Source organism: Sphingobacteriales bacterium (assembly GCA_012517435.1).
Lineage (GTDB): Bacteria > Bacteroidota > Bacteroidia > CAILMK01 > JAAYUY01 > JAAYUY01.
The window spans coordinates 1-20,001 of the sequence record JAAYUY010000038.1 but is presented as its reverse complement, the minus strand read 5'-3'; the positions used below and the strand labels follow the sequence as shown (position 1 = coordinate 20,001).

General features: G+C 38.6%; 22 protein-coding genes. 7 read left to right on the top strand and 15 right to left on the bottom strand.

Annotated elements, in window-relative coordinates:
* Positions 1–800: A/G-specific adenine glycosylase (gene mutY, locus GX437_02410; protein NLJ06502.1), on the bottom strand; the 800-nt coding region annotated here is incomplete at its 3' end.
* Positions 801–989: 189 nt separating this feature from the next.
* Between mutY and GX437_02405 the strand changes: the two genes are divergently transcribed.
* Positions 990–1,400, top strand: coding sequence for a YjbQ family protein (locus tag GX437_02405; protein NLJ06501.1), 411 nt, complete (start codon positions 990–992; stop codon positions 1,398–1,400).
* On the opposite strand, the gene GX437_02400 is transcribed toward GX437_02405, so the two are convergent.
* The 10 genes from GX437_02400 to GX437_02355 form a co-directional block, all read right to left on the bottom strand.
* Positions 1,397–2,584 carry a sodium ion-translocating decarboxylase subunit beta gene (locus tag GX437_02400; GenBank protein NLJ06500.1) on the bottom strand — a complete coding sequence of 396 codons (1,188 nt, stop codon included), beginning with the start codon at positions 2,582–2,584 and terminating at the stop codon, positions 1,397–1,399. The genes GX437_02405 and GX437_02400 overlap by 4 nt on opposite strands.
* Before the next feature lie 2 nt (positions 2,585–2,586).
* Positions 2,587–3,036, bottom strand: a complete 450-nt coding sequence (locus GX437_02395) for an acetyl-CoA carboxylase biotin carboxyl carrier protein subunit (protein ID NLJ06499.1) — start codon at positions 3,034–3,036, stop codon at positions 2,587–2,589.
* The gene (locus tag GX437_02390) at positions 3,033–3,506 is read right to left on the bottom strand and encodes an OadG family protein (protein ID NLJ06498.1); all 474 of its coding nucleotides are present in this window, start codon (positions 3,504–3,506) and stop codon (positions 3,033–3,035) included. Before GX437_02390 ends, GX437_02395 begins: the two co-directional genes overlap by 4 nt.
* A 10-nt stretch (positions 3,507–3,516) precedes the next feature.
* Complete coding sequence (locus tag GX437_02385) at positions 3,517–5,076, bottom strand: acyl-CoA carboxylase subunit beta (GenBank protein ID NLJ06497.1); 1,560 nt, start codon at positions 5,074–5,076, stop codon at positions 3,517–3,519.
* A gap of 11 nt (positions 5,077–5,087) precedes the next feature.
* Positions 5,088–5,492 (bottom strand): methylmalonyl-CoA epimerase, encoded by a 405-nt coding sequence (gene mce / locus GX437_02380; protein NLJ06496.1) that lies wholly within the window; start codon positions 5,490–5,492, stop codon positions 5,088–5,090.
* Between the two features lie 118 nt (positions 5,493–5,610).
* Positions 5,611–6,492 carry a 4Fe-4S binding protein gene (locus GX437_02375; protein ID NLJ06495.1) on the bottom strand — a complete coding sequence of 294 codons (882 nt, stop codon included), beginning with the start codon at positions 6,490–6,492 and terminating at the stop codon, positions 5,611–5,613.
* 19 nt (positions 6,493–6,511) lie between these two features.
* Positions 6,512–7,732 (bottom strand): hypothetical protein, encoded by a 1,221-nt coding sequence (locus tag GX437_02370; GenBank protein ID NLJ06494.1) that lies wholly within the window; start codon positions 7,730–7,732, stop codon positions 6,512–6,514.
* An 11-nt stretch (positions 7,733–7,743) separates the two neighbouring features.
* Positions 7,744–8,826 (bottom strand): pyridoxal-phosphate dependent enzyme, encoded by a 1,083-nt coding sequence (locus GX437_02365; protein ID NLJ06493.1) that lies wholly within the window; start codon positions 8,824–8,826, stop codon positions 7,744–7,746.
* Between the two features lie 4 nt (positions 8,827–8,830).
* On the bottom strand, positions 8,831–9,178 hold the full coding sequence (locus GX437_02360) for an Hpt domain-containing protein (protein ID NLJ06492.1): 348 nt from the start codon (positions 9,176–9,178) through the stop codon (positions 8,831–8,833).
* A 2-nt stretch (positions 9,179–9,180) separates the two neighbouring features.
* The gene (locus tag GX437_02355) at positions 9,181–10,533 is read right to left on the bottom strand and encodes a sigma-54-dependent Fis family transcriptional regulator (GenBank protein ID NLJ06491.1); all 1,353 of its coding nucleotides are present in this window, start codon (positions 10,531–10,533) and stop codon (positions 9,181–9,183) included.
* Positions 10,534–10,765: 232 nt separating this feature from the next.
* Between GX437_02355 and GX437_02350 the strand changes: the two genes are divergently transcribed.
* Entirely contained in the window at positions 10,766–11,143 is a 378-nt protein-coding gene (locus tag GX437_02350) for a response regulator (GenBank protein ID NLJ06490.1), read from the top strand.
* 69 nt (positions 11,144–11,212) lie between these two features.
* On the opposite strand, the gene GX437_02345 is transcribed toward GX437_02350, so the two are convergent.
* The gene (locus GX437_02345; GenBank protein ID NLJ06489.1) at positions 11,213–12,115 is read right to left on the bottom strand and encodes a hypothetical protein; all 903 of its coding nucleotides are present in this window, start codon (positions 12,113–12,115) and stop codon (positions 11,213–11,215) included.
* 159 nt (positions 12,116–12,274) lie between these two features.
* On the opposite strand from GX437_02345, the gene GX437_02340 reads away from it, so the two are divergent.
* Positions 12,275–12,799 carry a glutathione peroxidase gene (locus tag GX437_02340; GenBank protein NLJ06488.1) on the top strand — a complete coding sequence of 175 codons (525 nt, stop codon included), beginning with the start codon at positions 12,275–12,277 and terminating at the stop codon, positions 12,797–12,799.
* 58 nt (positions 12,800–12,857) lie between these two features.
* Positions 12,858–13,277, top strand: coding sequence for a hypothetical protein (locus tag GX437_02335; GenBank protein ID NLJ06487.1), 420 nt, complete (start codon positions 12,858–12,860; stop codon positions 13,275–13,277).
* On the opposite strand, the gene GX437_02330 is transcribed toward GX437_02335, so the two are convergent.
* Positions 13,269–15,239, bottom strand: a complete 1,971-nt coding sequence (locus GX437_02330; GenBank protein ID NLJ06486.1) for an ABC-F family ATP-binding cassette domain-containing protein — start codon at positions 15,237–15,239, stop codon at positions 13,269–13,271. The two genes, GX437_02335 and GX437_02330, sit on opposite strands and share 9 nt — an antisense overlap.
* Before the next feature lie 155 nt (positions 15,240–15,394).
* Here GX437_02330 and GX437_02325 point away from each other — a divergent pair, with 155 nt between their 5' ends.
* Positions 15,395–15,799, top strand: a complete 405-nt coding sequence (locus GX437_02325; GenBank protein ID NLJ06485.1) for a hypothetical protein — start codon at positions 15,395–15,397, stop codon at positions 15,797–15,799.
* Between the two features lie 38 nt (positions 15,800–15,837).
* Here the strand turns inward: GX437_02325 and GX437_02320 are convergent, their stop codons facing one another.
* Complete coding sequence (locus GX437_02320) at positions 15,838–17,013, bottom strand: saccharopine dehydrogenase (GenBank protein ID NLJ06484.1); 1,176 nt, start codon at positions 17,011–17,013, stop codon at positions 15,838–15,840.
* Between the two features lie 187 nt (positions 17,014–17,200).
* Here GX437_02320 and GX437_02315 point away from each other — a divergent pair, with 187 nt between their 5' ends.
* Together GX437_02315 and GX437_02310 are read left to right on the top strand one after the other, a co-directional pair.
* Positions 17,201–17,596: a hypothetical protein gene (locus tag GX437_02315; protein NLJ06483.1), complete on the top strand. Its 396-nt coding sequence runs from the start codon at positions 17,201–17,203 to the stop codon at positions 17,594–17,596.
* Between the two features lie 298 nt (positions 17,597–17,894).
* The gene (locus tag GX437_02310; GenBank protein ID NLJ06482.1) at positions 17,895–19,592 is read left to right on the top strand and encodes a hypothetical protein; all 1,698 of its coding nucleotides are present in this window, start codon (positions 17,895–17,897) and stop codon (positions 19,590–19,592) included.
* A 63-nt stretch (positions 19,593–19,655) separates the two neighbouring features.
* On the opposite strand, the gene GX437_02305 is transcribed toward GX437_02310, so the two are convergent.
* Positions 19,656–20,001, bottom strand: a 346-nt coding sequence (locus GX437_02305; GenBank protein ID NLJ06481.1) for a nitroreductase, incomplete at its 5' end; no start/stop codon positions are given.

Here is a 20,001-nt window from a genome sequence, read left to right as displayed (position 1 = left end):
GGTTTTTGTTTTTCGATCAATGGTAACTGATACAAAGATTTCCAGATGTCATTTGTGTTTCGCTTCCCGATAAGAATTTTTTCTCCTGATCTGATAAAGATAAAACTCAGAAACCTTTCCTTTAGTTTTTCCCGCGGTAGTTTAACAGGAAAAGTAACTTGTGTATTTTGTTTAAAAGCCATGCAAAAGTCAGCTACCGGACAAACCGGGCATTCCGGCTGCTGAGGTTTACATATCAGAGCGCCAAGTTCCATCATAGCCTGATTGAAATCTCCCGGATTCTGTTTATCAAGCAAACTATTGCATTCCTGCTGAAAGACCTTCTTCCCTCCCGTAGTATTGATGGGTTCCGAAATAGACTTTATTCTTGAAACAACCCTGAATACATTTCCATCCAGTACAGCATAAGGCTGACCGAAACAAACACTGGCTATCAGCGATGCAGTATAATCACCAATGCCTTTGAGCTTTTTTAATGCAGAATAATCTTCCGGGAAAACACCCTGAAATTGCTCAGCAACGACCTTTGCTGTCTCTTGCATGTTCCTTGCCCGTGAATAATAACCGAGTCCCTGCCATACCTTCATTACCTCATCTTCCGTTGCCCTGGCAAGACTTTGAATGTCAGGAAATTTTTCGATAAACCTGTAATAATAAGGCAAGCCTTGTTCAATTCTGGTCTGCTGAAATATTATTTCCGTTATCCATATCACATAAGGATCTCTGGTCTGACGCCATGGTAAATCTCTTTTATTCTTCTGGTACCATTCCAATAAACTTTTCCTGAAAGATTCCTTCATCGGTTTTTATATTCTTAGTTATGGCAAAAATAATCCACTTCTTTCACAATTTTCGATTTTCCTGAAAATATCAACCTGATTGAAGATTTAATTGACAGAATTAATACCTGTCTGATTCAGTTCACATTGAAAACAATCAAACAAAGAATAATAAATACGAAGCGGCAAACGCTCTATCTTTGCCCCGCTATGATCATCCAGAAAGAAATTAAAATACCGCCAAAAGGAAAAGGTTTTCACCTGATTACAAAAGAGGTTTTACAAGCCTTGGGCGAATTACCGGAAAAAGGACTGTTGAACCTGTTTATCTGTCACACTTCGGCAGGCCTGAGTATCAATGAAAACAGTGACTCTTCCGTCCTTCATGATATGGATAAGTCGTTTGACCTGCTGGCACGTGAAAATGAAACTTTTTACACCCATACCATGGAAGGGAGAGACGATATGCCGGCTCACGTAAAATCAACGCTGACAGGTGTATCGCTGACCATTCCCATTACAGGTTACCGGCTTGCACTGGGGACATGGCAAGGCATTTACCTCTGTGAATTCAGGTATGGAGGACGTACCAGAACAATTATCGCCACCCTCTACACTTAGTAGAGAAAGCTCAGTAAAATACCGGCAGCAACAGCGCTTCCAATCACTCCGGCAACATTGGGAGCCATGGCATGCATCAGCAAATGATTGGTTTTATCATATTCAAGTCCGATGATCTGAGAAACTCTGGCACTGTCGGGTACAGCTGACACTCCGGCATTTCCGATCAGGGGATTTATTTTATCTCCTTCTTTAAGAAATAAATTGATAAATTTCACAAAGAGTACCCCGCCAGCAGTGGCAATGATAAAGGAAGAAGCTCCCAATACAAAAATTCCGATAGATTTTGTTGTCAGAAAAGTAGAAGCCTGAGTGGATGCACCCACAGTAAGGCCAATCATAATAGTAACAATATCAATCAAAGGTCCTTTGGCTGTATCGGCAAGCCTCCGGGTTACCCCACTTTCTTTCAGTAAATTACCAAAAAACAACATACCCAAAAGCGGCAGACCTGCCGGAACAATAAAGGTAGTCAGGATTAAGCCAATTATTGGAAATAATATCTTTTCAAGGCGGGAAACACTGCGTGGAGGTTTCATACGGATAAGTCTTTCCTTAGGAGTAGTCAGCAGTCGCATGACCGGTGGCTGAATTACAGGCACAAGTGCCATATATGAATATGCAGACACAGCAATAGCACCCATAAGTTCGGGAGCCAGTTTTGATGAAAGAAAGATGGCTGTCGGGCCATCAGCACCACCAATAATTCCGATAGCTCCTGCCTGTTCAGGTGTAAATCCTAATAATAGTGCAAGGGTATAAGCCCCAAAAATTCCCAATTGTGCGGCAGCACCGATTAAAATCAGTCTTGGGTTTGATAATAATGCCGAAAAATCGGTCATTGCCCCTATTCCTAAAAAGATCAGCGGTGGATAAACCCCCTGAATGACACCAAAATACAGGTAATTTAAAACACTTCCTTTCTGATAAATACCTATTTTCAAATTAAGAGGATCCGTGAGTGCTGTATGCTCCGATCCCCAGAAAGGAATATTGCCTATGATCATTCCGAATCCTATCGGGATCAGTAACAAAGGTTCATATTCTTTGGTAATGGCCAGATAAATAAAAATTAAACCGACCACTATCATAATTACATTTCCCCATGTAATATTGGCAAAGGCAGTATATCCGAAAAACTGCCCGATATGATCTAATATGAAATTTCCAAAACCTGTTTTCATAATTACTCTCCAATTACCAAAAGAACATCTCCCTGCATCACGTTGTCGCCCACATTAACATTTATTGACTTAACCTTACCGGCACGATCGGCATCAATATGGTTTTCCATTTTCATGGCTTCGATGAGCATCAGACGCTGCCCTACACTGACAACATCCCCGGGTTTAACTTTAATTTCAAGAATAACTCCCGGCAATGGCGACATTACATTGTAGTCATTTTCCGATACCTGAACCGGTGTCGTACTTCCCGTTGGTGTCGTTTTTGCCACATCCGTGGTAGGAACTGCCACCGGTCGTACCAGTTTAGGTGTTTTGGTCATTTTAATTTCCTTCTGCAATTCAACCTTATAATGCGTCCCGTTTACTTCAACATCTGCTACGTTATCTTCAATATTTTCAATTGAAACACTATATTCATTGCCATTAATAATGAACTTAAAGTTTTTCATTTCTTAACATTTTTAACATTAACTAATTTAATCTGATGTGGCTGATGCATCTTTTGTGGTATTTGCCTGAGACCGTAAATTTTTGAGCTCCATGGAGAATAAGTCCTTGAAACCCTGTTGATGGTCAGTTTCAGGCTTTCCAGATCGTGAATCTGTTCGCTATATAAATAAATAGCCATGGCAATGGCTGCATTGATTTCACCGGAATGTTCTTCTTTCAGAGAGGTTGTGATTCCCGTAATTCCTTTTTTTCTGAGTGCTTTGCGCTGCAAATAACGATTCAGGTAAACTGAAATGTTATAAAAGGCAAGATAGAGAATCAACAATGATAAAAAAACCACCGACATGGCTATAAGAGCCATTGCTCCTCCATAGGGATCCAATTCCTGAAACTGTCGTGCAGATTCACGAACCACCCCTCCCCCTTCCTGAAGGCTTATCAATAAAACCAAACTATAAAAAACTTCCATTTTTATTCAATTAAAGAGGTAAATTTGAATGTTTTTTAGGCGGATTAACATCCTTTTTGGTGGCTAAAGACTGCAAGGCCCTGATGATTCTGAAACGTGTATTTCGTGGCTCAATAACATCATCCAGATAACCATGTTTGGCAGCCACATAAGGGTTGGCAAATTTCTGTTTATATTCTTCTTCCTTTTGCATGAGGAAAGCTATTTTAGCCTTTTCATCTTCAATGCTGGAAAGTTCACGGCTGAGCAATACCTCGATGGCTCCTTTCGGCCCCATGACGGCAATTTCAGCACCCGGCCAGGCATAATTAATGTCACCCCTGAGATGTTTTGAACTCATCACATCGTAAGCACCACCATAAGCCTTTCTCAAAATAACAGTTACCTTGGGAACTGTTGCTTCTCCGTAGGCATACAAAAGTTTTGCTCCATGCAGGATAATTCCGCCATATTCCTGGGCAGTTCCGGGTAAAAATCCGGGTACATCAACCAAAGTTACTATCGGAATATTGAAAGCATCGCAAAAACGGACAAAACGTGCGGCCTTCCTCGAAGCATTAATGTCGAGAACTCCGGCAAGATAATTTGGCTGATTGGCCACAATGCCGACTGACATTCCGTTGAAACGGGCAAAAGCTGTTACAATATTCGGAGCATAATCACGCTGAACTTCCAGATACTCATGATAATCGACTATGGCTTCTATGACCTGTTTGACATCATAAGGTTTCTGCGTGCTTTCCGGAATAATCTCATTCAATGAATCTTCAAGCCTGTCAATAGGATCATCACAGAAAGCCAGGGGGGGATCCTCCAGATTGTTCTGTGGGAGAAAACTCAGCAGTTTTCGAATCAGCATGATGCCTTCTTCCTCCGTATCTGAAACAAAATGAGCAACTCCGCTTCGGGTTGAATGTACCATTGCTCCGCCAAGCTCTTCCGATGTTACTTCTTCACCTGTAACTGATTTAACTACCTTAGGACCGGTAACGAACATGTAGCTCGTTTTTTTGGTCATAATATTAAAATCGGTCAGAGCGGGTGAATATACAGCCCCACCGGCACAAGGGCCAAAAATAGCCGAAATCTGTGGAATCAGGCCAGAAGCAAGAATATTTCGCTGGAAAATTTCAGCATAACCCCCAAGACTTTTTACGCCTTCCTGAATGCGTGCTCCCCCGCTGTCGTTTATACCAATGACCGGAGCTCCCACTTTGATGGCTTTATCCATGATCTTGCAGATTTTTGCGGCAAACATTTCGGAAAGCGAACCGCCAAAAACCGTAAAATCCTGTGAAAACACATAGACGAGCCTGCCATCAATGGTTCCGTAGCCGGTAACCACCCCATCTGAAAGGTAATGTTCTTCCCCAAGTCCAAAATCGATACAACGGTGCGAAACAAACATATCGAATTCCTCAAAACTCCCTTCGTCAAGCAACATATCGAGACGCTCACGGGCAGTAAATTTTCCTTTCTGATGCTGGCTGGCAATTTTCTTTTCCCCTCCCCCCATGCGGGCTTTTTCTCTCAGCTCCAGTAATTCTTTTATTTTATCCTGCATACTCATCGTTCTACACTTTACTTTTTTTCACAAAATTCAGTTAAAACACCAAATGTCGATTTGGGATGTAAAAACGCTATATCGAGCCCTTCAGCGCCCTTTCTCGGTGTCTTATCAATCAGGCTGATTCCGTCAAGCTCTACCTTTGTCAGACATTTCTCAATATCCTCGACTGCAAATGCCAGATGATGAATCCCTTCCCCTTTCTTTTCAATAAATTTTCCTATTGGCCCTTCGGGATCAGTCGATTCAAGCAATTCAATTTTGGTTTGACCTATCTGAAAAAAAGCAGTTTTCACTTTTTGCTCTTTAACCTCTTCAACAGCATAGCATTTAGTTCCCAAAAGTTTTTCAAAAAAAGGTATGGCTGTCTGAAGGTCTTTTACAGCAATACCGATATGCTCAATGTATTTTACACTCATTATTTTTAAGCTTTAATTAAAATCTGAGGCAAATGTAAGGGGGAAATGATGGATTGTGCAAATTCTTTTGTTATTTTATTAACAAACCTTATCTAACTGATTACGTTCAAATTACACCCTATTTTAACCAGTTGATATTATTTTTGGGTCTATTCACGGTTTTCTTCATTTTATACTTTGGATAACCGAGAATCAAAGCTGATATTACTTCATTTTCTTCAGGAATGGCAAATACTTCTTTAATACCTTTACCTTTGTTCAGTGCAGGAGGGACTAAGCCGATAATGGTGCTTCCAAGTCCAAGGGTTATGGCTGAAAACATGGCAATGGTCGTGGCAATCCAGCAATCTTCAAGATGCTCAGGGGCATTCAGTCGTGAATGAAAAATCAGCATGCAGGGTGCATTCCTTAAAATATTGTCATCACCCGATTCAAGCTTATAATGCCCTGACTTAATGATGGGCAATAAATGGTCTTTTACAGTTGCATACATTGCGGGATGCATCGCTCTTTTCATGAAAAAGTGAGATATTGGATTAGCCATCCAGTCAACCATTTTATCATAAAATGCTGAGAATAACGGTAATGATTCCCTGAGTTTTTTCCGGTTATTGACTACCGTAATCTGTATCACACCACTTTCAAATCCAAATGGCATAAAAGCAAGACTATCAATGATTTTCTGTATCAACTCATCAGGAACTTCCTTGTCTTTAAAATTTCTGACAGATCGTCTTGTGGCCAATAAGTTAACAAAATGCTGATAATCAGGAATATCATGTTGCAAATCAATCACATCTTTTCCATATTCAAAACCATTTACCTTTACACTGTTGGTAGGACAAACCGCCATACATTGGCAACACTTTACACATAAATATTCCAGTTCTTCAGGAAAAAAATAATTTCCGTCATCGCTTTTCAGGATAATGTCGGAAGGACAGACATCGGCACATTCACCGCATTTGCTGCATGTTTCAAAATTAATTGTGTTTTTCATGATTGTTTTTATGTATATTTCAGAAAAAATAAAAAGCACCGAGTAATGACCGCAGGTTAGCGTATTCCTTTGTATTACGGACCAAAAGGCGGGTGTCCGGTGTTCCGTAGGCAGCAACGGTATATTCAAGTTCGAGAGCCAACATCAGCTTACCTGCCCAATAAACCAAACGTGGGCCGATGCGGTAAACATAGCCAATATCAATGCCTCTTCCATAACTTTTGCCTTCAACAGGGACGGCTGCTCCAAGATTCTTCAGATAGCCACAGAAAATGCCGGGTCGGAAATCACCCTTCATTTTTTCAAATACCATCCAGGCTGAAAGCTGATCGATGGTCGTATATGCAATATTTTCTTTTATAGTATCCACTTTTGCTTCAGCATAGCCGCCCAGCATGAGATGATCGGTCAGATTTTGTCCCCAGACTGCCTGAAGTTTGAGCTGATATTTCCCAAAATCAGATCTGGAAAAAAGAAGTAAAGCCCAGGAATCTATTGAAGAATGGGTAGCAAATCCCTTGGCAGTAACCAGAGAAGGCACCAGAATTTTATAATCAACACCTGCTCCCAACAAATGATTTTCAAGCTTATAATGAAACTGAAGGTGAAGGTTGGGGATTACTGCATTCTGCATATAATCAGGTGTTCTGCCAACAGGGCCTTCATTGGTATAATCAAGCTGAGTACCTGCAACACCAATCAAGCTTAAATGACCAAGCTGTTCTGTATAACGAAGCTGATTTATACGTGAAAATGAGTGAAACGGAGCACCTGAATTCAGTGCGATACTGTTGACCGGAGCTTCCGGAACGTAAAGCGGATGCCAGTAATGCCCAATCAGTAATTTTCTTTTTTCCCAGTCAAGTGTCAGATAAGCATGACGCAAACGCAAACCATTATTATCATTATTACTCACCCCGGTAAAATCAGTTTCAATTAAACCGGAAAGTTTTGCTCCTAATGCATTTCCCCCCTGAATGTTCACCCCCAAACGGGTGGTCATGGCCAGAAAATTCAGGTTATCTTTTGCATTTAAATCGACTCCGTTGTTATCGTATTTTGCATTTAAGGGATAAAAAGTAAACATTCCTTCCCGTGCCTCAAGATTCTGCCGGGTATCGTAAAAAGCCTGAAGATTGACAAACCCCTGAAATTTAAAATATTGCTCAAGTTTTTCTTTAAGCTGTGCATTGGAAAAAAATGCCTGTACAGTGAAAATTAATGTGATTAATCGCTTCATAAATCGGGATGTTATTGTTTAACTGATGTTTTTAAACCATGTCCGGTCAGGATAAGAATATTAATTTCGTTATTGTCAAAAAGGTGAATATATCTGGAAAAAGCTGCCCAAACCACAGCAGAAGTCGGTTCGATGAAATAACCCTGAAGCATGGCATTGTGAAGGGCATTTATTATCTCGTCTTCCGAAACCGTCAGAAAACAACCTCCGGAGCCAAGAATAGCGTTGATAATCTGATTTTTTCTTCGAGGATTTGAAATGGCAATTCCTTCAGCAATTGTTTTCATTATGTCAGGTTTTAACACCCCTGCCACCTCCCCAGCCATGGGAGCACAATTCTCAGCCTGAACACCAATAATTGCCGGCATCTTTTGAATTAGCTGGTATTTTATCATTTCTGAAAAACCGAGGAAAAGACCGATGGTCAATGTACCATTTCCGACAGGAATGATAATTTTATCGGGAAATTTACCTTTAAACTGGTCAACCAGTTCGTATGCCAGCGTTTTAATACCCTGATAAAACAAGGGATTAGATACGTGGCTGGCATAATAAATTTGTGAAGATAATCTTATGGCTTCAGCTGCAGCTCTTTCCCTTCCTCCGGAGACTTTAATCACATTGGCACCATAGGCTGATATCTGACGGATTTTGTTCCCTGATGTTTCTTCCGGTACAACTATCCTGCATTTGATTCCTGCCCTGGCAGCATAACAGGCAATAGAAGCTCCGGCATTACCGGAAGAATCTTCAACAATTTCATGAATCCCCTCTTGTTTTAACCTGCTGATGAGCACAGCCGCTCCTCTGTCTTTGTACGAACCGGAAGGGAACAGATAATCATGTTTTATCCAGACATTTTGGTTGTTGATTTTCGATAATTCGAGCGGGGTATATTGCTCTCCAAATCCTATAATATCTGATTCTTCTTCTAAAGGCAAAACGCTAAGAAAACGCCAGAAACCCGATAGATTTTCATTGATCCTGAAATCATTACTGACTTTAATGTCATAAAAATTTCCACAACTGCACCGGTAGTCTGATCTGTTATAAAGTCTTTTTTCACCACAAAAACTGCATTGCAGAAATAACATACAATCAATCTAAAATGTCTTTTTTCATCTCGTTTCTGGCTATTTCAATCCCATCGTTCAACTTTTCTATTAAAGTGGGTAATAGCTCAAGATCAGTCATTTCTTTACCGATACGCTCAATCTTTCTGATTTCTTCCTTCAGAGATTCTATGCCCATCAGGTCAATGGAGGATTTTAACTTATGCGCCAGACTTCCGACTTGTGAAAAGTCTTTTGACTGAAAGGCCTGATTAAGTTCCTCAAGTGTTTCAGCTGAAGTTTCGATAAACAGCGAAACAAATTCCTTTATGGCAGTTTCATCATCTCCGATCATGGATTTCAGATTTGCCAGATCATAAATTTTATTATTCATTGTCAGTTTAATTCAATTTCACCATTTTTTAACATTCTGTAAATAGTTGACTTTCCAATATCAAGTTTCTGTGCAACTAATACGATATTATTGTCATATTTTTTAAGGTAATGAGAAACAATCTGCTGGATGTAGGTACGAAGGGTATTTTCCTCAAGCAGAAAATCTGTCGTTTGCGATGCTGAATTAAAGGTAATATCTTCAGCATCAATATAGTTATTATTGGTCATCACACTGGCAAGTTCAACAACTGCTTTTAATTCCCTGACATTTCCGGGAAAAGGATATTTCATGAGTTTTTCCTGAGCAGCCTGAGTAAAAGTCAGCTTCGGTAATTTATTTTCCTTGCAGAATTCATCAACAAAATACTTAGCTAAAATGAGAATATCATTTCCTCTTTCTCTAAGGGGTGGTAATTCAATGGGGAGCCCCAGCAGCCTGTAATATAAATCTTCCCTGAAATTTCCTTTTTTAACCTCTTCAGCCAGATTTTTATGCGTAGCGACAATGACTCTGACATCGAGCTTAATGACCTGATTTCCACCAACTCTGGTTACTTCCTTTTCCTGAAGTACCCGGAGGATCTTTGATTGCAGGCTTAAATCCATTTCAGCAATCTCATCCAGAAAAATAGTTCCTTTATGCGCCTCTTCAAATTTCCCTATTCTTCGTATGGCTGCTCCGGTAAATGCACCTTTTTCGTGTCCAAACAATTCACTTTCTATCAGTTCACGTGGAATAGCTGTCATATTAACTGCCACAAAAGGTTTTTTGGCTCTGTCGGAATTATAATGTATAGCCTTGGCAACCAACTCTTTACCAGTACCGGTTTCTCCGGAAATTGAAACCGTGATATTTGTTTTGGTAGCTTTTTCCATGAGTCTGAATGCCTTCTGTATGGACGGGCTGTTTCCTTTAATGACCGAAGTGAATTCGTATTTTTTCCCGATTTCTTCCTTTAACTCCAGAATTTCTTTTTTAAGGCTAAGGTTTTCCCTGATGTTTTTCATACAGTTCCATAACCTGTCTTTGGTATCTTCATCCTTCACTATGTAATCGTATGCTCCCTTTTTGAGCAGACCAACTGCTGTCGATACGTCTTCCTGCCCGGAAACTATCACAACAGGTATCTCAGGATTGTATTTTTTAATTTTCTCAAGTACTTCAAAACCGGTCATATCGGGTAGGGAATAATCCAATGATATGGCAGAGGGATTTTTATACAGGTTGGAAACACATTCTTGTCCGGTTGTGAACAATTCCACCTCATAATCAGGGTTTAATGATAAGTTAAAGGCAAGTAGTTCTCCGTACAGTCTGTCATCTTCCACAATAAATATTTTGAATGACTCCATGAATTGCTTGTTTTATGAAGAATTAAAGGCTAAAAATTTCGTCTCAATTTACAACTGTCTTTCTAAATCTTGGAAAATTTTTCAATAAAAATTTTTAAATTCAGGGATAGCACCTTTCAGTTAACTTAAAAAATCCCTGTTAGAAAGGAATAAATAAGGAGTTTAAAATTGTTTAAAATATAAACCTTGATTGGCATATTGTTAGTAAAATTAAATGTCTAAATTTCCGGTTTTGAACAGTTTTACAGCACGGCCATTAATCTTTATCGTTGATGACGATCCAATTTATCACAAAATTTTCAGCTATAATTTTAAAAAGGAGAATTACAATAACGTAATGATATTCAGTAGTGGAAGCGAATGTCTGAAGCATCTTGACAAAAATCCGGACGTCATTATTCTGGATTATGAAATGAAAGGCATAGATGGAATAGAAACACTAAAAAGGATAAAAGAATATAATCCTGATATAAAGGTGATTATGTGTTCCAGTCAGGAAGATATGGAAGTAGCCATAACTTCGATCAAACTTGGGGCAGTGAATTATGTCAGGAAAAATGAATTTGCATACAACAAATTGCGGTTTTTAATGAAAAAGCTGCTTAACTGATTCATAATTCTTTTCATAGTAAAAAAGGCTGTCAGATGACAGCCTTTTTTTTAACTCATCGAAAACTGATTATTCGTTTACATAAGCATTGACGCTGGTCCATGGATCAACCCATTCCCCGTCAAAAGAGGAAGGTACGATATACCATTTGCCTTTCACTTCGGCTACTGTGAACACCAGTTCGTGAACCCAACTTTTTTCACTGCCCCAAATATGACAGGTAAATTGTTTTTTGGCATCATTGTAGGCAAATATGACAAAGCCTGTCAGCCCGTAATTGTTTACCCTGTATGTTGCTTTATCCAGTTTATTAGCCTTTTTAAAATCCGGTGATATTAAATCTTTCATCATCTCCTGATTCCCGGCAATCATGTAGTCTAAAAACATTTTCACTACGGAAAGGCTCTTTTCAGGCATGTTTTTCTGAACTGAGGGTTCCGTGTATTTTGAGCCACCTGATTGTTTGCTTCCCTCAATGGTAAAACCAAATTCATCGGCAAAGTTTTGCTGGGCAGTAGCGAACTTTTCATCATAAATCTTTTCCTTTTCACTGATACGGTCAACAATTGCCTGTAGTTTGGCATAATCATCATCGGTAAGTTCAGGCTTAAATTTAATATCAACAAACTCTACATACTCATTCTGTCCAACTGACTTGTAGAATTTGAATAACTCGACTGCAGCATCCCGGAAAGCAGTATTACTTTCCCATGGTCCCATTGTATTAAGCTCTTTCAGACAATTGTCGATGATTGCTATCATGTCATTCAGGCTGTTCATTGCACTTGTTTTATCACCTTCAGATACCTCTGTAACAAAATCCTGAATTCCAGCTACTATTTTATTTTGTAAATCAATGATATAATCATTGTATTCAATAGCAGTTGAAAAAGTTGGCTGAGAATAGCTTTTGAAGCTAAGCATGACTACTGACAACAGTAATGATGCAATAATTAATTGTACTTGTTTCATATAATTGGTTTAAAGAATTTCGTATTGAATAGCCTTGCCCGCAAAAATGTAAATTAATGATGAACAAATTAATGTTTTGTATGTTTATTGTTTTATTACTGTGATTTTATACACTAACAAATTTAAATTAATTGTTCCATGAAAAAATATTTTTTATTGATGATGCTTGCAACATTTTTCACTCAGATTTCCAATGCACAAATCAGCAATTTTTATGAGCTGAAAGCTACCACTATTGAAGGTAAAGAATTTAAGTTTTCAAGCCTTAAAGGTAAAAAGGTAATTATTGTAAATACGGCTTCAAAATGCGGATTTACACCACAATATGACAAACTTGAATCGCTTTACAAGAAATATCAGTCCAAAGGGCTGGTGATTATTGGTTTCCCTTCAAACGATTTTCTTAATCAGGAGCCAGGCTCAAATGAGGATATTCAAAAATTTTGCTCCGTCAACTACGGGGTCACCTTCCCGATGATGAGCAAAATAAAAGTAACAGGCGACAACATGCATCCTGTCTATAAATGGCTCACCGACAAAAACTTAAATGGTAAATTTTCTGAAAAAGTCAGCTGGAATTTCCAGAAATTCCTGATTGATGAAAAGGGAGTTCTTGTGAAGGTCGTTCCACCACGAACCAGTCCCGATGATCCTGAGATTATCAGGTGGCTCGAAGGAAAATAATTTTAAGTAACCGGGCTAAAAAAAATTTTTATCTTTACGCTGTAAAAAAAACAGCATTATGAAAAAGATAATTGTTTTTTCAGCCTTGATGATACCCTTATTGCTTTTTGCACAAGGTTTCAATGAAAGCTTTGACAAGGTTAAGACCATCGAGTGGATTAACAACAAAGCCATTAAAACCAATGCAAATTTTTACAACCTGAGTTCATTGAAGACCAAATGTACCTATACCGAAAACTTTTTTGACAAAAACTCAGCGGCTACCTACAATTTTGACCTGGCAAACGTAACTTTTTCTGTTTCCGGTAAAAATGTCAAAATTGCCTGTAAATCAGGTTCCTGTATTGAATATTCTTTTACCACCCCAACTACCAATGAAAAGAAAAACATTTCTTCTTTTGAACTGCAGGCAGCCGGAAATGTAAATGATTTGTACAAAGCTTTTCTGACTCTGAGAAAACGGGTTGGCCTACAATAAATTGTCGTTCAATTCATTAAATCTGGTAACTATCTCTTCCCACTCTTCCATTTTCTGATCGATTGATGCTTTGATATTGGAATAGTCTTCACTGAGTTTTAATGCATGACCAGGATTTGAAAAATAATCGGGATGATGCATTTTATCTTCGATCTCTTTCAGTTGGTTCTCAAGTTGCTCAATTTGCCTTTCTGTTGATGAAATTTTATTTTTCAGCTTTTTAAGTTCCTTTTCGCTTTCTTTACGCTTCTGAAAACTGGTAGGGCTGTTTTTATTCCGGTTGTCATCAGAAGGCGCAGGAGATTTTTTCAAGGATGCTTTTAAGTTTATTTCAAATGCCCTGAAAGTTTCAACATGATGATGTTCAAGAAATTTGTTGATCGGCCCGGGATGTTCTATAATCCTTCCTCCTGAAAACTCAAAAGTTTTGTTGGTCAGCCCTTCCATGAAATCCCTGTCGTGAGAAACCAGGATCAAAGTCCCGTCAAACTCCTTCAATGCACTTTTTAAAACCTCTTTTGAACTGATATCCAAATGGTTGGTAGGTTCATCTAAAATCAGCACATTGGAGGTCTTCAGTAAAAGTCTGGCAAGGGCAAGCCTCGATTTCTCGCCACCTGAAAGCACCTTCACCTTTTTATCCATGTCTTCATCGCCAAACAGAAACACACCCAGCAGGGTACGAATTTTCTGTATTCCAGAAAACTCACCGCTTGCTTCTCTTTCAATAGTTTCATAAACTGTCAGCGATTCATCTAAGGTATGTTCCTGAATCTGAGCATAATAACCCGTTTTAATCTGATGGCCGAACTTAATCTCCCCTTCATATTTTTCAAGTTTCATCAATATTTTGACAAGTGTTGTTTTACCTTCTCCGTTTTTTCCAACAAAAGCAATACGGTCTCCCCTGTCGATCCGAAAGTCGATACCGTTTAAAACTGTTTTCTCTCCATATTTTTTCACCAGCTGACTGCAGTCAAAAATAAGCTGACCTGAATGAGGTGCTTTGGGGAATCTGAATTTTATCTGGGCATTATCTGTTTCATCCAGTTCAATTCTTTCAATTTTCTCAAGTCTCTTTAATTTCGACCTGACCTGTTTTGCTTTAGTATTTTTAGCCCTGAACCTTTCGATAAATCTTTCCTGCTGCTCAATGTAACGTTGCTGATTTTTTTGAGCATTTCGCTGAGTTTCAAGCCGTTGTTCACGAAAAGCCAGAAAATCATCATACCTCAACTTATAATCGTGAATACTGCCGTTAACTACTTCTATAGTTCGTTCACAAACATTATTCAGAAAAGTTTTATCATGAGAAATAATGATCATGGCTCCCTGATAATTTTTAAGAAAATCCTCCAGCCAGAGAATAGAATCAATATCGAGATGATTGGTAGGCTCATCAAGCAATAATAAATCAGGCCTGAGCAGGAGAATTTTTGCCATCTCGACCCGCATCTGCCATCCTCCGCTGAATTCGGTTATTTTTCTGTTAAAATCAGCGGGGCTGAAGCCAAGACCTTTCAGAATTTTTTCCACATGACTTTCCTGACGGGCTTTATCCAGAAAATTCAGACGATCATGTTTTTCTGCCAAAATATTCAGAAGTTTCAGGTACTGCTGATCATGATGATCCGTCATTTTTTCAAGCCTGATCGTCAGCTCATTTAATTCCTTTTCAATCTGATTGACTTCCTGAAATGCTTCAAGAGCTTCCTCAATAACCGATTTTTGCTCATATCTGCCAAGCTCCTGCCTCAGATAGCCAATGGTTTTTCCCTCAGGAATCACCACTGTTCCCTGATCAGCCTGTTTTATTCCGGCTATTATATTCAGTAAAGTCGTTTTCCCTGACCCATTTTTTCCAACAAGCCCAATTCTGTCACGGGGATTAATGATAAATGAAACCGACTTCAGCAGCTCTTTCCCCGGATAATAAACCGAAATATTTGATACAGAATACATGATTTAGCAAAAGGCTGCAAAATTATTACATTATCACTGAACAGACAGACTGATATCTTTTGTTAAAGTCCGTTTGAAAAGATGAAAATTCTTTTGTGTATCTGCCCTCTTCACATTAACATTGCAACAGAATCAAAACCTTAAATTGTAAAAGTATGTTAAAAAAATCAACCTTATTCTCACTGGTCGTACTAATAACCGTTTTACTGAGTTCATGTGGTAAATATGAAGAAGGCCCGGCTTTTTCCCTTGCAACCAAAAAGGCACGTCTGACTGCCCGCTGGAAAGTGATTGAAATGAACGGAATCGCTGTAGCGGGAAATGTTGTCTGGATTTTTGAGAATAATGGCTCTTTTGTGATGGAGTTTAATGGCAATCCGAATAATAACCCTGCAAAATGGGATTTTGAAGATGCAAAAGCTAAAGTAAGCATCTATTTTGAGCAGGATGATGTAACTATTTATTATGACATTATTAAACTGACCAGCAACGAAATGTGGCTTGACCAGGAAACCGGTGGTGGAAATTACGTCAGATACAAGTTTGAGCGGGATGAATAGACCTGTATTTCAGTTTACTGAAAAAAAACTTATCCCCTTTAATTTTCAGGCAAAAGTGTTTCTTCCGTAGAGGAAATGTAATTCACACCTCTTTTCTTCAAATATTCAAGCATAAATGCCACACATTCAGGATATTTCCCGATAAATTCCGGATAAATCAGCCCTTTTTGCCTGAAAATACCTGAGGTCAGCATCCTGACTGCAGCAGTAGCTGTATATCCGGTCGTTCTGGCCATTGAGTGAATACCGGTTTTTTCATCATAAGTATCGAGCAGGTCCCATCGGAAAATCTTCCTGATTTTTTCTCCATTATGTCCTGAAATGCCTTCCACAATAACCGTCATGATTGTCAGGTCTTTTTCATGTTCATTCAGTTTCCATAAAGGGAAAAGAATCTGTGAGGTAAAATCGAGAGGTCTTATTTTAATACCCTGATAATCAATCAACTCTTCACTGAAGAAACCACAATCCTTCAGAAACTGAATTTTTGAAATATGCCCGGGATAACGTAAAGTTTTCTCAACCATATCCGGACAAGGAATATTTTTCAGCATGGAACGAAGTCCATCTGTATTGAAGGCTTCAAGTGTGCCGAGATTGGGGAAATCAATAAGTTCAGCTTCTGAAAGTGCAGGCATGACAATTATTTGGCCGCCTTTAACATAGCGTGCAGGCCTTGTATATTCCTCAATCACATCAACAGGACTAAACACCGCCTTGTATTCAAACGGATAGTTGCGGATAACAGGCAAACCACCCACATAAATTCTGATTTTCTGTGTTTCAATAAGTTGATAATGGGCAAATCCAGCCAAAATATAGCTCATGCCTGGTGCAACACCACAATCAATCATTGCAGTTATATTTTTTTCGATGGCTAACTTTTCCAACGGTTCCGGATCTTCAGGAAAAAAGGAAATATCCACCAGATTAATCCCTGATTCAATAACCCATTTGGTAACCCGATATCCTAAAAATCCGGGTAATGCATTGACAATCAAATCGTAGCTTTGGACTGTCCTTTTCAGTTTTTTTTCATCACCGGCATCCAATCGCAGGGTATTTATGGCCGGATTTCCCTTAAGTTTTTTCAGCCGTTCATCATTGGCATCAGCTACATCCACCTTATAATCAGCATCATTAGCCAGATCAAGTGCCATCGGCCTTCCGACCAGTCCGGCACCCAGTACAAGTATTTTCATTTTTAACAGCATTTTAAATTTCCTTCAATTTTAATCATTATCGGGAAAAGCTGCATTCGTCTTTCCTTGATTTTTTTAATGCTGGAAAAATTCTAAATTTTGGAAAAAACTTTCATTCATGCTTAAACACAACCAATTGAATTTGTTTAACTTATAGATTATGAAGGATTTTTGAAGAATGATTATCAAAATCAAACTGATGCGAAAAATCACATTAAACTTTTTATTCCTGACCTTGGCATTATTTGCTGTTCAACACTCAGCATTTCCTCATTCCAGCCACATCAACTATCAGGAAGCACGGATTATCAAAGATTTAAGAATCATTAAAGACTCCAGTTTACAAAATGAAGTTTTTATACCTCTCCTCCATGACGATTGGTTTAATCAGATGATTACCACCCTGATTTTTCTGAAAGATACTGAAAATGAATTAAATATAGAATTAAACAAGACAGAAAACAGTTCCATCAAAACTTATTCGAATGAAGAAATGCTAATTCCTGAATCAATCTCAACCAAATCAAATCCTTCATCTCTCAGTAATAACTCCAGAAATTTCCGGACAATAGCTAATAAAATGTCAAAACTCTAGCCCTGAGTGTAAAACATCTCAGATTATCATTCAATATCTTTAATCGCCTGACATTCCTTTCTTTATCAGATATTGATTTTAATACTGATTGATTACCATAGCATTAAAAATTTCAACCTATTTTTTAGAATAATTCTAATTTTGTAAAATTTCCAATTTATACATTTCTCATTAAATATGAAAAATAATCCCATTTTGAGAAAATCAATAATGAGATGATTTTCTGTAACTACCTGTAAATCTGCAATTTATTTGTACGGCAAATAGCTTGATATATTATTTACGCCAAACAAAAATCATGAATAGAAGATTTGTCATACTGATAATCCTGGGTTACTTTCTGACGATCAGCTTTCATGTAACTTCAACAAACTATTATACCATTGACAACGGGAACTGGTCTTCTCAAAAAAACTGGCGAAACAACAATATTCCTCCTTACATTTTGCCGGCAGGCGATACGATTTTCATATCCAATGACATCACTTTTCCACAGAACCTGACCATTTATGGGGTACTGATCATTGATTATAACGATATTCTGGCTGATAACGGGAATAAAAATGTATCCATTAATAATTATGGAAAAGTAATCGTTTATGGCATTCTGAACTGTCAGGATCTGACTGTCAATTCAAACAGTACCCTTGAAATATATGGGGCTGTGGTTGTGGAAGGGACATACAGTTGCTCCGGTAGCATAAATATTGAAACCACACAGTCGAATACAGGCAATCTGCTTGTTAAAGGAATCATAAACGGGCAGCGGTCCGTTTCATTCAAACGTTATATTGAAGCAGACGGATGGCATTATTTCTCATCACCTGTGTCAAACGGTAATACAAATTCTTTTATAGGGATGGCTGTGTATTCTTACAATGAGACTCAGGGGAGCTGGACCCGGCATGGTGCCAATGAATCCTTTCAGGTAATGAAAGGATATGACGTTTATCTGAAAAACTCAGGTAAAACGCTTCGGTTTGACGGGCAATTCAATAATGGGGATTATAGCATTAACTTAACCAGAACCTTAAATGGAGGGTTAGGATATAATCTGGTCGGGAATCCTTATCCTACCACAATAAACTGGAACACATCAAATGGATGGAATAAGGTCAATGTCAATAACGCCATCTATATCTGGGATCCTGTATCGAAAAATATCACTTCTTATGTAAACGGAATCGGACAAAACGGTGGAACCAACCTTATTCCACCGACATCTGCATTTTTCGTCATCTGCAACAACACTTCGGGCGGCAATTTAACCATAAACAACAATGCCCGCGTATCCGATATTATCAATTTCAGGGAAATCCAGAATAATGATTTTCTTTCTATTACATTATCCGGTAATCAATTTAATGATGAAACCATTATCAGATTTCAACCCAACACCACCGATAATTTTGAATCCGACTGGGACGCCCTGAAAATGTTTTCATTTGAAAAAACAGTTCCCCAACTCTACACCATCACCGGTAAAAATGAATATCTGGCTATCAGTTCTTTTGACCGGCCATCTCAGTCAATTTCAGTTCCTTTAGGCATCTATATCCCTGCTGACGGACAATATACCTTCAAATTTGACCTGACCAACCTGAACGAAAACTTTGATTTCATTTTAGAAGATCATTTCACCAAAGAAGTTTTTAATCTTCGGGAAGGGAATTATACATTTTATTCAGTAAACGGCACAGATGACAGTAGATTTACCTTACATATTCTTCCTGTTCAATCAGTTACAGATATTACTTCTTCCGCCAGCAATAACGAAACAGTAAAACTCCCATTGATTTTTGCTTCAGGAAAAACCATCAATATTTCAGCAGAAGAAAACATACCTGAAAATATAGCAGTTGTCGATATCACCGGAAGAATCATTTATTCATCCAAGGCAAATGTCAGCCGGATTACAGTTGAATCAGGTGGTGTTTATACCGTCTTATTTACATTAAAAGGAAGACCATTTTCAAAAAAAATAATTCTTGACTAACCAGTAAGCAGTATTGGTTCTATCTGTTTGGCGTAAAAGGCCCCGGTATCCGGGGTCTTTTTATTATAAAAAGGTAACAAAATCGTTTGCCGGTTTTCTGCTTTGCTGATGCCGGTTTTCGTCAACGCTGTCAGCGGGATAACCAAGGGGAAGAACGACCAGAGGTTCGAGATGATCCGGGAGTTCCAATATTTGACGCAGCTTATCCGGATCAAAAGCACAAATCCAGCAGGTGGCAAGTCCCTGCTCGGTGGCAGCAAGCGTAATATGATCAACCATGATGGCAATATCAATATCAGCATGGTCTTTTGCATCTTTCTGCCTTTTCCAGCTCAGGGAATGATCTCCGCAAAAAACAAAGACCACCGGAGCACCTGCAAACCATTCTCTTGGATAAGCATCATGTATT

Excerpts from the sequence above, each read along its gene's own strand:
- GX437_02330 (NLJ06486.1), bottom strand. The coding sequence starts at position 15,239 with ATGTATTCTGTATCAAATATTTCGGTTTATTATCCGGGGAAAGAGCTG.
- GX437_02335 (NLJ06487.1), top strand. The coding sequence starts at position 12,858 with ATGAAAAAGATAATTGTTTTTTCAGCCTTGATGATACCCTTATTGCTT.
- GX437_02375 (NLJ06495.1), bottom strand. The coding sequence starts at position 6,492 with ATGAAAAACACAATTAATTTTGAAACATGCAGCAAATGCGGTGAATGT.
- GX437_02315 (NLJ06483.1), top strand. The coding sequence starts at position 17,201 with ATGCGAAAAATCACATTAAACTTTTTATTCCTGACCTTGGCATTATTT.
- GX437_02405 (NLJ06501.1), top strand. The coding sequence starts at position 990 with ATGATCATCCAGAAAGAAATTAAAATACCGCCAAAAGGAAAAGGTTTT.
- GX437_02355 (NLJ06491.1), bottom strand. The coding sequence starts at position 10,533 with ATGGAGTCATTCAAAATATTTATTGTGGAAGATGACAGACTGTACGGA.
- GX437_02385 (NLJ06497.1), bottom strand. The coding sequence starts at position 5,076 with ATGAGTATGCAGGATAAAATAAAAGAATTACTGGAGCTGAGAGAAAAA.
- GX437_02365 (NLJ06493.1), bottom strand. The coding sequence starts at position 8,826 with ATGTTATTTCTGCAATGCAGTTTTTGTGGTGAAAAAAGACTTTATAAC.
- GX437_02395 (NLJ06499.1), bottom strand. The coding sequence starts at position 3,036 with ATGAAAAACTTTAAGTTCATTATTAATGGCAATGAATATAGTGTTTCA.
- GX437_02310 (NLJ06482.1), top strand. The coding sequence starts at position 17,895 with ATGAATAGAAGATTTGTCATACTGATAATCCTGGGTTACTTTCTGACG.
- GX437_02320 (NLJ06484.1), bottom strand. The coding sequence starts at position 17,013 with ATGCTGTTAAAAATGAAAATACTTGTACTGGGTGCCGGACTGGTCGGA.
- GX437_02390 (NLJ06498.1), bottom strand. The coding sequence starts at position 3,506 with ATGGAAGTTTTTTATAGTTTGGTTTTATTGATAAGCCTTCAGGAAGGG.
- GX437_02345 (NLJ06489.1), bottom strand. The coding sequence starts at position 12,115 with ATGAAACAAGTACAATTAATTATTGCATCATTACTGTTGTCAGTAGTC.
- GX437_02400 (NLJ06500.1), bottom strand. The coding sequence starts at position 2,584 with ATGAAAACAGGTTTTGGAAATTTCATATTAGATCATATCGGGCAGTTT.
- GX437_02340 (NLJ06488.1), top strand. The coding sequence starts at position 12,275 with ATGATGCTTGCAACATTTTTCACTCAGATTTCCAATGCACAAATCAGC.
- mce (NLJ06496.1), bottom strand. The coding sequence starts at position 5,492 with ATGAGTGTAAAATACATTGAGCATATCGGTATTGCTGTAAAAGACCTT.
- GX437_02370 (NLJ06494.1), bottom strand. The coding sequence starts at position 7,732 with ATGAAGCGATTAATCACATTAATTTTCACTGTACAGGCATTTTTTTCC.
- GX437_02360 (NLJ06492.1), bottom strand. The coding sequence starts at position 9,178 with ATGAATAATAAAATTTATGATCTGGCAAATCTGAAATCCATGATCGGA.
- GX437_02325 (NLJ06485.1), top strand. The coding sequence starts at position 15,395 with ATGTTAAAAAAATCAACCTTATTCTCACTGGTCGTACTAATAACCGTT.